Origin of the sequence: Nakamurella antarctica, assembly GCF_003860405.1 — a bacterium.
GTDB lineage: Bacteria > Actinomycetota > Actinomycetes > Mycobacteriales > Nakamurellaceae > Nakamurella > Nakamurella antarctica.
The window spans coordinates 3345124-3358378 of sequence record NZ_CP034170.1 but is presented as its reverse complement, the minus strand read 5'-3'; the positions used below and the strand labels follow the sequence as shown (position 1 = coordinate 3358378).

The following is a 13255-nucleotide window of genomic DNA, read 5'->3' as shown; positions in this document are numbered from 1 at the left end:
ACTGGTGGTTGCGGGGGTGGCGTCATGAGGCGCCCTCCGTGGTGGCGGCCTCGGTTCCGGCTACTTCAGGGGCGGCGGCTGTGTCAGGGGCCGGGTGGTTTGGTGCGGGAGTGATCGCCGCATCGCGGGCACGCTGCGCCGCCCTGGAATGACGGTCGCGCCAGCGCCGGCGCAGACGCATGACGAGACCGATGAACAGCACCGACGCCGCTGACACGATCAAAATCAAGGTGAAGCTGCCGATCGCGGTAGAGCGCAGTACGAGCACCACCGGGGAACCCCACTTTGCCGAGTCTGCGCCGGTCAGCTGTACTCCTACCTTGAAGACGCCGGATCGCGTAATTTCCGACGGAATAGTAAGCGTGAGGCTGCGGCCAGCCGCCACGGTCTGGATCCCGATGTTTTGCGGGCTCAGGCCCGCGCGGGCAGCGTCGAGGGCGTTGATGTTCACGGCAAGCCGGACAGGGAAGGGCAGGTTGTTGTGGAGTGAGATGAATAGGGGTGACGTTTCTGACGTTAACGTGAACGATCCGGCAGGTTTCACGATGTAGGCGCCGTCGCGCACCTCCCGCACCAATTGGCCGGTGGCGGACAAGAGCTGCGCAGAAATCGTGGGCTTGCCTCGCAAGCCGGCCGAAAACTGTCGGGATAGCCCGGCGATGAAGGGGTCAAAGAGACCAGCAGGTGCAGGCGGGCCGAACTCGGCCCTGTCGGCTTCGCTGATTTGAACGGCCAAGGAGTCGGAGATTCCAGCGAATCCGGCGATTACGGATTTGACGTTATTCAACGTCGCGGGCTGTAGCTCTAGGGCGGCCCCGGTGTCGGGATAGGTCAGTTCTGCGGACGAAGTGGCCTGCGCAGCCACTTCGGGCAGGCTGATTCCGGTGACCAGGCCGTTGGCGCTGAGCGCGTTCAGGAGGGCGCACAGGGTGGAAAACCCAGCGCCGGACGGTAGATAGTCGCGACTGGGCGCGAAAACAGCCGCGATGCCCTGGCTGGTGCTCGCGCGCAGCACCAAGTTCGCAGCCAGCCGGTTAAGTCGGCCAGCTTGGCCTTCGACGTCGCCGCTGATTACTTCCCGGACGTCGCCGGAGAGCGACACGTCGCTGACCGCAGCGTTGATGGGGCCGGCCGCGGTGGTCAGAGTGAGGGCGGTGGGCTGGTTCGCGCTCGTTGCCTGGACTGCACTCGAGGTGAGAAGCGCACTGGTGTATCCCTGTGATTGGTATTGGGCGAGCGCGGCGGTGTCCACTACGCCGCCTGCTGGCCAAGCAACATCCATCATGAGTTTCGCGTCTGCGCCTAATACTCGGGCCGCAATAGCGCGCCCGTCACTGACGGCGCTGGCCACGTACCCCGTCATCCCGGCCTTGGTGAGAGCCACCACGTCGGCGTCGGCGTAGGGAAGCACCAACACCGAGTGCGTCTGGGCAATCGCCCGGAGGCGGGTGAGGAAGTCGCGGGCAGCGGGCGTGCCGCTTCCGGTGACCGCTCCCGGTGCGGGAACCATCGATGGTGGCGGCATGACGGTTGTGTCCGGCGCTGCGGGCGGGGTTGATGGTGGGGTGGCTGTGCTGGGAGCGACAGTTGCCTGAGCGGACGAGAACATCGACGCACTTGCGCTGGTGGTGGCGCTCGTAGGGGCAGTATCCGCTGTCCCAATGGAGCCGCTTTCTGCGCTGCTGGCGCTGGCCGTATCGGTAACGCGGGAGCCCGTTGTGGCCGCACCTGACGTCATCGCGGGCGAAGCGGACACCGTATCGCCGGACGCGCTTGCCGCAGTATCAGTGGGGGCAGTTTCAGTGGGGGCTGAACCGACGGGCGCTGAACCGACGGGCGCTGAACCGACGGGCGCTGAACTGACGGGCGCTGAACCGACGGGCGTGGAGCTAGCCACTTCTGGCGCCTGGGTCGGCGCTGCACTCGCCGTGAAGATGTCTGGTTGCAACTGGACGGCGCGCGCGCTGATATCGAACACCATGGGGCCGATGGCATAGCCATCCTTCATCAGGTCCAACTCTTCGAGCAGCTCCGGGTCGACAGCCAGGGTGATGGAACCGGTTGGTGCATCGGTGTTTTCGACTTGTTGAAGCACGCCCCAGAGGTGGCCGCCGGGCGAGATCAGCTTCGCGAGTTCGTCATCGACAAAGGCGCCCGTCGCGTCTCGGTGCGGGCGGTCGACGAGAGGAAGGACGAAGTTGACGTGGTTAGGCGCCAACGGGGTGGGTGCGAGAGGCGGCGGTGCCGCAAATGCCGGCGCGACCGAGACCACGGTGAGCAGCAGGTGCAGGACGCCAACGCGGGCGCCACCGGCAGGGGAAATGTCGGGGATTATCCCGTTGACGTTGAGCATGATGGGGTAAACGCCGGGCGTAGTGACGGCGAGGGTGTCCTTGACGACCCCGTAGAGCGGCGCCGACACCGAGAACGGCGTACTGGCACCCGCGGCGAGCGCTGGCATCAAGGGTGCAAAGTCCGACCACGTCTCGATGGGCTCGGAGGGCGCGGTGAGCTCCTGCGCCAACGCTGGCAGCGAGGAGAGCGCTGGCCCCCGCTGCACGCGAGCGACCAGCGATTCGATGGGCTCCGCGCGATTGTTGGTAATGGCGCCGCTGATGGTGACCTGGGGCGGGCCCTCGGCGCTGATCACGGTGGGTGTCACAGACGTGAGGGTGAAGGAGAGGCTGGCGGGGAAGTCGAGGTCGCCGGGGGGAAGCGGCGCGGCAGGGGCGCTGGTAACTCGCAACGCGCTGGGCGCGAGAGTCACTGCACGTTCTAGTCCGGAGGAGGCGACGGGTAGTTCTACCGCGGCGGCGCTGGGGCCGGCGATCGAGCCCAGTGACAGCGCGGCGCCAAGAATGACGGCTGCACACCCGGCGCTGCTTCGACGTAACCTCACACGTTCTCCGCGAGGATCTCTGCCGCCCGGGCGACGAGGCGGCGCTCCCCCGCGTATGCCAGTCGGCCTGGCAGCTCCGTTAGGCGAACCCACGCCACTTCGGACACTTCGATGTCGGCGTCAGAGAGCTCACCGGACACCATCTCCATCAAAAAATGGTGCACGCATTTGTGGATTCTGCGGCCGGATGCGGCAAATGAATACTCGACGCTCCCGAGTCGAGCAGTGATGCGACCGGAGATACCAGTTTCTTCCTCGACTTCCCGGATCGCGGCTTCTTCCTCGGTCTCCCCCGCCTCCAAGTGGCCTTTGGGCAGGGACCAGCGCAGCCGTCCTCGACGATCGAGCCGTCCGATTATCGCCGCGGACGCGACACCATCCTCCGTGCGCACCACCAGCCCGCCCGCGGAGGTCTCGTCCATCCGCTGCGGACGGAGTCCGGGCACGAGCGGAAGTGGGGTGGGCATCATCTGATCGTAGTGCGGTGGCATGGGACGGGACGAGCCTGATCAGGATTGACCTGGCGCGCCGCCCCGACGAACTAGAGTCAATCCCTGTGTCAGCAGCTCAGATGAACCCATGTGATCCACAAATGGCCGGGAAGTTGCTGGCCGCTACCCCCGTGGCGGTGGAGCTCGGGAGCATATTCGCGGCCGCGGGCCACCAGCTCTACCTGGTGGGTGGCTCGGTGCGCGATTTCCTCTTGGGCCGGCTGAGCTCCGACCTGGATTTCACGACGGATGCCAGGCCAGAGCGTGTGCTGGAGCTGGTTCACGGGTGGGCAGAGACCACCTGGGACACGGGCATCGCCTTCGGCACCGTCGGGGTGGCCAAGCGCGGTGTGCAGTTGGAAATCACCACCTTTCGGTCCGACGTGTATGACGGTGAGTCCCGCAACCCCCAGGTCAGCTACGGGGAGACCCTGGAGCAGGACTTGGTGCGTCGCGATTTCGCCATCAACGCGATGGCCGTATCGCTACCCGGCGGCGCATTTACCGACCTTTTTGGTGGGCGCGAGCAGCTCGAAGCGGCCATCATCGATACCCCCGGCACTCCCGAACAGTCGTTCGGCGATGACCCGCTGCGGATGTTGCGCGCGGCGCGCTTTGCCTCCCAGTTGGGGTTTACGCCCGCTCCCCGGGTGGTCGCGGCGATGACGGCGATGTCGGGGGAACTGGCCCGCATCACGGTGGAGCGGATTCAGGCGGAATTCAACAAGTTGATCCTGGGCGATAATCCTCGGCTGGGGTTGGCGCTGCTGACCGACTCCGGCCTCGCCCAGGTGATGCTGCCCGAGTTGCCGGCGCTGCGCCTGGAACGCGACGAGCATCATCAGCACAAGGACGTGTACGAGCACTCGCTGCAGGTGTTGGAGCGGGCCATCTCGTTCGAAACAGGCGGCCCCGATCTGGTGCTGCGCCTCGCGGCGCTGCTGCACGATATTGGCAAACCCCCGACGAGGCGCTACGAGGAGGCCGGCGGCGTCAGCTTCCATCACCACGAGGTGGTGGGCGCGAAGATGGTCCGCAACAGACTCCGGGCGCTGAAGTATCCGAAGGTTCTGACCGAACAGGTGAGGACACTGACGTTCCTGCACCTGCGGTTCCACGGGTACGGATCCGGGGCATGGACAGATTCGGCCGTTCGCCGTTACGTGACGGATGCGGGTCCGCTGCTGGACCGTTTGCACCTGTTGGTGCGGGCCGATTGCACCACCCGCAACCGGCGGCGCGAGGTAATGCTGCAAAACTCTTATGACGAGTTGGAGCAGCGGATCGCTCTGATCGCCCAAGCCGAAGACCTCGCGCGGGTGCGTCCCGACCTCGACGGCAACGCCATCATGGAGTTGCTGGGCGTTGGTCCTGGCCCGATCGTTGGTCAGGCGTGGGCATTCCTGAAGGAGCTTCGGCTCGAGATGGGACCGCTGGATCGGGATGCGGCGCAGGCGCACCTGTACCGGTGGGCGGTCGAGAACAAGATCCTGACCCCCGACACCGCTTCCTAGTGGTGCGGCCGGACGGTCGCCTTTCGGCCGCAACGGTGCATCAGGACCGGATATCCGACCGCTGCCAACACGTAGACGAACGCGACCACGAGGACCATGGCGGGGCTGTTGCCATCGGGGGTAGCAGGATAGCGCCGAGAACAAAGGCGGCCACGAAGAGGATGTTGTTGGTGGTGTCGTAGAGCGCGTACACCCGGCCGATGTGGGCGTCATCTGCGTCTCGTTGCACAATCGCGTCGGCACAAATCTTGGTGGACTGATAGGAAAAGCCGAGCACGAAGGCGGTGATCATCGTCAGCGGCGACGTCATGTGGGTGGACAGAACGACCGACATGATGGCTCCGCCGCCGAGGACGGACACGACCCAGCGGGTTCGGGTCATCCACCGAACCGCGGGAGCAGTAACGACGGCGCCGACAAACAATCCGGCCGCTGCGAAGCCCAAGGCCTGCACGATGCCCGCTTGCCCAGCGCGCCAGAAGCCGGTGGCTTCGAAGTAGTTGCGGAAGAGCAGCAGCACCAGCATCGTTCCGAGGCCGTAACAAAAACGCACCAGCATCACCATAGAAATGGCCACCGCGATGGTGGGGCGTTGCCGCATGTGGGTGAAACCGGCTGTCAACCCGCCGATGATGGCTTTGGTCGTTTGTGCGGGCTCGTCGGTTTCGGACGGGCCGAGGGCGAATTTGGTATAGCCCAGTGCTAGGTAGGAGGCAGCGAGAAAGAACGGTATGACGCCCGCGGTGACCAGCGCGGTGGAAATGGCCTGGTCGCCGAAGATGGTTCCCAAACCCACCGTCGCGGCGCCGCCGGCAGCTCCGCTGATGGCGCCCGCCGTGGTGGCCAACGAGTTGGCCCCCACCAACGAATCTGCCGCGACGGTGTGCGGCATCGCCGCCGATAGTCCGGAACCAATAAACCGGCCAGCCCCCATAACGAGCAGCGCGGTCGAGAATTCCAGCCAGAGCGGCGCCCCGGCGGCAATTTCGGCAGCCACGGCGAGGACGAAAATAGATCGCAAGAGGTTGGACCACACCAGCACTTGACGGCGACTCCAGCGATCCAGCAGGGAACCGAGGAAGGGTCCGATCAGCGAATACGGCAGCAAGATAATAGCGAACCCCGCGGCAATGGCGGCAGGGCTCGCTTGTTTTTGCGGGTTGAACAGCACCGCCCCCACGAGGGCGCCCTGAAAGCCTCCCTCGCCCAACGAGTTAACGACTCGGATGCCGACGAGCCGGCGAAGGCCAGCCAAGCGCAGCAGCGGGACAAGTCCGCGAACTGAGGGCGGGGGCGGCTCGTGATGAAGGGTGCTCGTGTCGCTACTCGATGGCCCAGGGGCTGCGGGGCGCAGACCGGTCGGCTGCATCTTGTTGTGGACACTCACCTCCCCCACGTTACGCAAGCTCGATCGCATGCGCAGCACCGGTTCGGCCAACACTTATCGGGCGGCAGCGCAGCAGCTTCGAGGAACGTGCGGCAGCCGGACTCGATCAATCGGGGCACAATAGCGGGTTATGAGCGAGCACAGTGGGGTGAAGTCGGGCTCGCTGCTCGTGGCGTCCCCGGAGCTGCGGGGTCCGGACTTTGGGCGCACGGTTGTCTACATGATCACGCATGGCGAGGAGGGCAGCCTCGGCGTGGTGCTGAATAAGCCCAGTGAAATTCCGGTACAGAATGTTCTCCCCCAGTGGACGGAGCTCGCGGCGAAGTCGAAGGTGGTTTTTGTCGGTGGTCCGATGGAACTCAGCTCGGCGATGTGCGTCGGGGTCTGCCGGCCGGGGGTTGACGCCAGCGACATCGAGGGTCTCGCTCCGATTGCTGGCCCGGTGTGCCTGGTAAGTGTCGATTCTGCGGCGGGCCCGAAGGGATTGTATTTGAAGGGCGTGCGGATTTTTGGCGGTCACGCCGGTTGGGCGCCGGGCCAGCTGGTCGACGAGGTCGCCGAGGGTGCGTGGTCTGTCGTGGCGAGCAGTCCGCAGGACGTGCTGGCGGGGCCGAAGGTGGATGTGTGGTTCGAAGTACTGCGGCGCCAGCGCTTTCCGTTGCGCTGGCAGGCGTGGCATCCAGGGGACCTGGAGCGCAACTAGCTGCTAGTGGGGGGCGCGCTGCGGGTAATACCCGCTTTTGCCAGGCCGCTGCAGCCGCCGTCGCCACAGGCGCAGGTTTCGCAGCCGCCGCCAGATCCTGGCTTGGAAGCGGGCTTTGGGACGGTTGCCGCAGCGCGATCGCCGAGCGAACCAGCAGCGACAAGCAGCGCAACGACGCCGACAAACCCGATGACGGCGACGATGACGATGCTCACCGTACCGAGGCGGTTGGTTGCAATCAGCATTGCGAGGGCGATCAACCCGGCTAGTCCTGCGGCGGCCAGCACGATGGGGGCTGCGACCCGGTTGGCAAGCTCGAAGGCCTTGGTGCTGCGCAGCGATGCGGCACTGCGAATCCCCAGGCGGCCATCGGCGTCGAGCGTGCCTTGCTTACCTTTCAGCCCCGTCACCAGGGCAACAACGGCGATAACGGCCATCACCGCGGCGAGCGGCGCGGTCAGGGCAAGCGGTGCTTCGGACATGGGTTAAGTCTAAACCTTGCGCCCGGTGCGCGGCGCGAATGGCGATCGCCGCGGGGGTGCGGCTGGGGAGTAGAGTCTCCTCAATGACCAGCCCGCCGTTTTCCACTTCGCAGCTCCTTATTTCGCTGCGCTGACGGGGACTTTTGCCGCCGGTGCAGCTTCCCTCCTGACGCCAGGAGGGTTTTTTTATGTCTGAAACGTGTGCCGCCGCAACGCACTTTATGCTTTTCCGTCATGGCGGCAGGTATCCGAACTAGCCAGGAGATTTTTGCAATGAGCACCGACACCGCCGACACCCACGCTTTCGAGGCTAGCCCGCCGCAGCGGTACACCGCGGCGTTCGCGGGCGAGATCGAGGCCAAGTGGCAGGATTTTTGGGAGCAGAACCACACGTTCTATGCCGCCAACCCGTCTGGGCCCCTGGCTGCCGAAGACCCCACGCAGATACCGGGTGAGAAGCTCTATGTGCTCGATATGTTCCCCTACCCCTCCGGCGCGGGCCTGCATGTTGGCCATCCGCTGGGCTACATCGGCACCGATGTGCTGGGACGCTTTCGCCGGATGACGGGCGCGAACGTGTTGCACACCCTGGGGTACGACTCCTTTGGGCTGCCCGCGGAGCAGTACGCGGTCAAGACCGGAACCCACCCGCGGGCAACGACCGAGGCCAACGTGGCTCGCTACCGGGAACAGCTGCGGCGCTTGGGGTTTGGGCACGACTCGCGTCGTAGCGTAGCCACCACCGACGTGGAATTTTACAAGTGGACGCAGTGGATCTTCCTGCAGCTCTTTGACGCCTTCTATGACGAGAAGGCGCGGAAGGCTCGTCCGATTGCGGAGTTGGTCGAAGAATTCGCCGCTGGGGCCCGCGAGGTGCCGGGCGGGCTGGACTGGGCGTCGATGGACGCTGACGATCAGCAGCGCGTGCTCGCCGGTTTCCGGTTGGCCTACATCGGGCAGGCCCCGGTCAATTGGTGCCCCGGACTCGGCACCGTGTTGAGCAACGAAGAAGTGACGGCGGACGGTAAGTCGGCCATCGGCAATTTCCCCGTGTTCCGTCGTAACCTGCGCCAGTGGATGATGCGGATCACCGCGTACTGCGACCGGTTGATCGAGGATCTGGATCGCCTGGACTGGCCGGAATCGGTCAAAGCCATGCAGCGCAACTGGATTGGCCGCAGCGTCGGTGCGCAGGTGGCTTTCGCCGTTACTGTGCCCGGGTCCGCACTCCCTGCGGAAAACGTGATCGAGGTCTACACCACTCGGCCCGATACCCTCTTCGGCGCAACCTATGTCGTGCTCGCGCCCGAGCACCCGTTGGTCGACTCCATCACCGCTCCCGCGTGGCCGCAAGAAGTGAACCCGCGCTGGACCGGCGGGGCCGACTCCCCCGCCTCCGCCGTGCAGGCTTACCGCGAGGAGGCGGCCAACAAGACCGATCTTGATCGGCAGGAGAACAAGGAGAAGACCGGCGTCTTCACCGGCGCGTATGCGGTCAACCCCGCCAACGGCGCCCAGCTGCCGGTTTTCATCGCCGATTACGTGCTGATGGGTTATGGCACGGGCGCCATTATGGCTGTTCCGGCGCAGGACACCCGAGACTATGAATTCGCTGTGAGCTTCGAGCTGCCTATTGTGCGGACGGTGCAGCCGCCCGCCGATCACGACGACAACGAGGCGTACACCGGCGACGGGCCGGCCATTAATAGCGCCAATGACGAAATCTCCCTCAATGGAATGGATGTTGCCGCTGCGAAGGCCGTGATGACGCAGTGGTTGCAGGCCAGGGGATCTGGAACTCCCCGCACCCAGTACAAGCTGCGCGACTGGCTGTTCAGTCGGCAACGGTATTGGGGCGAGCCGTTCCCGATCGTTTACGCCATCGACGAGAACGGCGCGGTGTCGGATGTCCCGATCGCGTTGCCGGAATCCATGCTGCCGCTCGAACTGCCGGAGGTGGCAAACTACGCCCCGCAGTCGTTCGACTCGTTGGACGCGAACTCCACCCCCACTCCCCCACTGGGCCGCGCCACCGAGTGGGCCACCGTCACGCTGGATCTCGGCGACGGGCCGAGGCCCTACCGCCGTGAACTGAACGTGATGCCGCAGTGGGCCGGATCGTGCTGGTACGAGATGCGGTATCTGGATCCCACCAACACAGAGCGTTTCGTTGACCCAGGGGTTGAGAAATACTGGATGGGGCCGAAAGAAACAGGCGCCGACGGGGTGAAAGATACTGGTGGCGTTGATCTTTACGTCGGTGGCGTCGAGCATGCGGTGCTGCATTTGCTCTATTCGCGGTTCTGGCACAAGGCGATGTTTGACCTGGGCCACGTCAGCAGCGAGGAGCCGTTCCGCAAGCTGTTCAACCAGGGCTACATCCAGGCGTTCGCCTACACCGACAGCCGCGGCGTGTACGTTCCGGCGGAAGAGGTCGTCTCCGAGCCAGACGGCACCTTCACCCACGACGGCGCACTGGTGCAGCGCGAGTACGGCAAAATGGGCAAGTCGCTCAACAACGTGGTGACGCCGGACGAGATGTGCGCCAAGTACGGCGCCGACACGTTCCGGCTGTACGAGATGGGTATGGGGCCGCTGGACATTTCGCGGCCCTGGCAGACCCAGGACGCCGTCGGATCCCAGCGGTACCTGCAAAGGCTGTGGCGCAACATCGTTTCCGAGACCGACGGTTCGTTGGTGGTGACCGACGACGAACCCGACTTGGAGACTTTGAAGCTGATGCATAAGACCATTGACGGGGTGCGCTCGGATCTGACCGGGATGCTGTTCAACACCGCCATCGCGAAGCTGATCGTGTTGAACAACCATTTGACAAAGTCCACTGCGCCGACCCCTCGGCTGGTGGCGGAAGCGCTGGTCTTGATGACGGCGCCGCTAGCCCCGCACATCGCCGAAGAGCTCTGGGAGCGATTGGGCCACAACGGCTCTCTGGCTCGCGGCCCGTTCCCGGAAGTAGATGCCAGCTACCTGGTGGAAGACACGTTCGAGTACCCGATTCAGATTAAGGGCAAGGTGCGCTCGCGCGTCACCGTGCCGGCAAACGCCACGATTGCCGAGGTGGAACAAGCTGCGCTGGCCGACCCGAAGATCGTCGAAGAGCTGGCTGGCGCCGCGCCGCGCAAGGTTGTGGTGATCGGCGGGAAGATGGTCTCGATCGTTCCGTAAGGGGTGACCCAACGGGTTGTGGGTTGTCCGGGAATGTTGACGGTGTGGCTCGCTCGAAATGTTGAAAGGAATGCACATGCTGAAGATTGCGGTAGCGCAGTTCGAACCCGATGCTGATCCGTCGACGAACCTGCACACCCTGATCGGAATGGCCAAGGATGCCGCAGGGCAGGGGGCGCAACTGTTGCTGGCCCCCGAAGGCAGCCTGGTGCGCTTCCTCGATGACCCGTCGGCGCCCACCCGGTGCGCCGAGCCGCTGGACGGCCCCTTCGTTGCGGGCCTGCGCCGAGCCAGTGCTGATCACGACATCACTATTGCAGCAGGCACTTTCACCACAGACGGTAGCAACGGCAGGGTGCACAACACCCTCGTTGTCGCCCAGGGCGGTCAGCTGGTTGGCGCTTACCGAAAGGTCCACTTGTATGACGCCTTCGCGTTTGTAGAGTCCGATTCTGTGGCTCCCGGGGATGCTGCGCCGCCCGTGGTCGAGATTGCCGGTGTGGCAGTCGGTTTCGCCACCTGTTACGACCTGCGCTTCCCCGAGCTCTTCCGGGTGTTGCAGGCAGGCGGCGCCCAGGTATTGGCGCTGGCATCTGCGTGGGTGGCGGGTCCGTTGAAAGAGGAACACTGGCTCACGCTACTCAAAGCCCGGGCGATCGAGAACACCTGCTACACCATCGCTTCCGACCAGGTGGGAGCCAAAAGCATCGGCAGGTCCGCGGCCTTCGACCCGATGGGCCTGCCGCTCCTGGATATGGGAACCGTGGACGGCGCACTCGCCTACGTCACTGTGGATCCAGCCCGAGTGGCGGGGGTCCGGGAGATGTTGCCGGCGGTGTCGCATATTCGCTTCGCCGTCAATCCAAGACCGGCTGAGCCCACGCCGGGTCATCCACCTCTGGGGAGCGTGGCGCTGTGAAGTTACTTGGAACAATTGTTCGGCTTCAGGTGCAGCGAGAACCGTTAAAGGTGGGGAAGGCTCCGCTGCGGGAATTTCGGACTGATTCGCTCGTTCCGGTTGCTCGGCTGCTGGCGACCACCGCCGGGGTAGTCGGGGTGACGTTAGACGGCGAGCACGTACTGGACGTGCATCACCAAGACCACCCTCGCACCCGCGACCGCCGGGGCACCGCTGGGTTCACCATCATGAGCGTGGGGGACTATCGGTGGTTGGAGTCGGCTTACGGTCTTCAGCAGGCGGACCAAGCGGCGGGCAACACTATCTTGATTGATGCCGAGGAGCCGCTGGCGTTCCGAGACTTTTCGGCCGGGCTGATCGTCCGCACCGAGGGTGGCGATCTCGACCTTGACCAGGTTCGGGTAGCTGACCCGTGTGTGGAATTCAGTCGGTTCTGTATGGGCCTTCGCCCCGACTCCGTGATCGACGGGCCCGTGCTGCACACGCTGTCCGAGTTGGACCATGGCAGGCGTGGGTACCGGGGGCAGGTGGCGGGCGAGGGCCTGATCGCAGTGGGGGACAGGGTTTTCGCCCGCTGACCCGTCCAACAGGTGGGTTTGTGGCAGTGCCTATGGGCGCAGTTGGGTGCGTAAGTCCGCGTTGACCGCTTCCAGGTCCAGGACGAGAGCTATTCCGGCGAGATTGAGACCGGCTACGAGCAGCTGACCTATTCGCTGCAGTCGGACTACGTCGTCGGGCGAATAGAGCCGGGTGCCTCCGCCAGTGCGGCCGGGTGTGAGAAGTCCGCGTTTCTCGTACTGGCGGATGTTTTGCACTCCGAGGCCTGTGAGTTCTGCTGCGACGGAGATTCCGTAAAGACCCCGAGTGGGATCGAGAGCCTCGTACGGCGTCATGTGGTCTACCTCACCTCGATGTGCTGCTTGCGAACTATTCTGGTCTGCGATATAAACAATCTATCACCGCTGACACAGATTGTTGGTGGTGGAGCCACAGGGAAATAGCCCGTTGACCTCTACAGAAGGAGAGAATCATGCTGATGCGCACTGAACCGTACCGCGAACTCGACCGGCTGACCCAGCAGGTCTTCGGTACGTTCGGCACTCTGGCCCGCCCGTCGGCAATGCCGATGGATGCGTGGAAAGATGGCCACGAATTCGTCGTGGAAATGGACCTGCCCGGAGTGGATCCGGCCTCGATTGACTTGGATGTTGAGCGCAACGTTCTGACTGTGAAGGCTGAACGCAAGCCGCTGCAGGAGCGGGAGTTCGTCGCTTCGGAGCGACCGCGAGGTTTGTTTAGTCGGCAGTTGATCTTGGGCGACACGCTGGACATCGACAACGTCAAAGCGGGTTATGACGCTGGGGTTCTGACCCTGCGGATTCCGGTCGCGGAAAAGGCGAAGCCTCGGAAGATCCAGATCCGCCAGGCCAGCGAGCACACCAGCCAGCGACAACTCGTGGACGCCTGACCAAGAGCCCGATTCGGTGGAGGCGGAAGATGACGACTTCGACAGCTGAGCCTGGATTGGTTGCCCAAATAGTCTGCGATCAGGATCTCGTTGACGCTGAGTTCGCGGCCATCATTTCCGCGAACTGGGAGCAGCCCAACGGCCAGCCGCCGAACCACGTTGCTATCAGCCCCTGGCCGGAACCGTGGCGGGGATCGGGGCTGGGG

Annotated in this window: 11 protein-coding genes; 6 read left to right on the top strand and 5 right to left on the bottom strand. The window is 64.4% G+C overall.

What is annotated here, in order from left to right; translation table 11 throughout:
- Window positions 1-22 precede the first annotated feature (22 nt).
- Both EH165_RS16605 and EH165_RS15120 read right to left on the bottom strand, forming a co-directional pair.
- Entirely contained in the window at window positions 23-2899 is a 2877-nt protein-coding gene (locus EH165_RS16605) for a DUF6049 family protein (protein WP_206426010.1), read from the bottom strand.
- Entirely contained in the window at window positions 2896-3366 is a 471-nt protein-coding gene (locus EH165_RS15120) for an NUDIX hydrolase (protein WP_206426009.1), read from the bottom strand. Before EH165_RS15120 ends, EH165_RS16605 begins: the two co-directional genes overlap by 4 nt.
- Before the next feature lie 125 nt (window positions 3367-3491).
- On the opposite strand from EH165_RS15120, the gene EH165_RS15115 reads away from it, so the two are divergent.
- Window positions 3492-4904 (top strand): CCA tRNA nucleotidyltransferase, encoded by a 1413-nt coding sequence (locus tag EH165_RS15115; protein WP_206426008.1) that lies wholly within the window; start codon window positions 3492-3494, stop codon window positions 4902-4904.
- A 40-nt stretch (window positions 4905-4944) separates the two neighbouring features.
- On the opposite strand, the gene EH165_RS15110 is transcribed toward EH165_RS15115, so the two are convergent.
- Window positions 4945-6291: an MFS transporter gene (locus tag EH165_RS15110; protein ID WP_164479273.1), complete on the bottom strand. Its 1347-nt coding sequence runs from the start codon at window positions 6289-6291 to the stop codon at window positions 4945-4947.
- Window positions 6292-6421: 130 nt separating this feature from the next.
- Here EH165_RS15110 and EH165_RS15105 point away from each other — a divergent pair, with 130 nt between their 5' ends.
- Window positions 6422-6994, top strand: coding sequence for a YqgE/AlgH family protein (locus EH165_RS15105; RefSeq protein WP_124800173.1), 573 nt, complete (start codon window positions 6422-6424; stop codon window positions 6992-6994).
- On the opposite strand, the gene EH165_RS15100 is transcribed toward EH165_RS15105, so the two are convergent.
- Window positions 6991-7476 carry an SdpI family protein gene (locus tag EH165_RS15100; RefSeq protein WP_124800172.1) on the bottom strand — a complete coding sequence of 162 codons (486 nt, stop codon included), beginning with the start codon at window positions 7474-7476 and terminating at the stop codon, window positions 6991-6993. The two genes, EH165_RS15105 and EH165_RS15100, sit on opposite strands and share 4 nt — an antisense overlap.
- A gap of 273 nt (window positions 7477-7749) precedes the next feature.
- Between EH165_RS15100 and leuS the strand changes: the two genes are divergently transcribed.
- From leuS to EH165_RS15085, 3 genes are all read left to right on the top strand, one after another.
- Window positions 7750-10662 (top strand): leucine--tRNA ligase, encoded by a 2913-nt coding sequence (gene leuS, locus EH165_RS15095; protein ID WP_124800171.1) that lies wholly within the window; start codon window positions 7750-7752, stop codon window positions 10660-10662.
- A 76-nt stretch (window positions 10663-10738) separates the two neighbouring features.
- The gene (locus EH165_RS15090; protein WP_164479272.1) at window positions 10739-11581 is read left to right on the top strand and encodes a carbon-nitrogen hydrolase family protein; all 843 of its coding nucleotides are present in this window, start codon (window positions 10739-10741) and stop codon (window positions 11579-11581) included.
- Window positions 11578-12159: a hypothetical protein gene (locus EH165_RS15085; protein WP_124800169.1), complete on the top strand. Its 582-nt coding sequence runs from the start codon at window positions 11578-11580 to the stop codon at window positions 12157-12159. Before EH165_RS15090 ends, EH165_RS15085 begins: the two co-directional genes overlap by 4 nt.
- A gap of 30 nt (window positions 12160-12189) precedes the next feature.
- Here the strand turns inward: EH165_RS15085 and EH165_RS15080 are convergent, their stop codons facing one another.
- A complete protein-coding gene (locus EH165_RS15080) occupies window positions 12190-12474 on the bottom strand; it encodes a MerR family transcriptional regulator (RefSeq protein ID WP_124800168.1) in 285 nt (94 codons plus the stop codon).
- Between the two features lie 137 nt (window positions 12475-12611).
- Between EH165_RS15080 and EH165_RS15075 the strand changes: the two genes are divergently transcribed.
- Window positions 12612-13049 carry an Hsp20/alpha crystallin family protein gene (locus EH165_RS15075; protein WP_124800167.1) on the top strand — a complete coding sequence of 146 codons (438 nt, stop codon included), beginning with the start codon at window positions 12612-12614 and terminating at the stop codon, window positions 13047-13049.
- Window positions 13050-13255 lie beyond the last annotated feature (206 nt).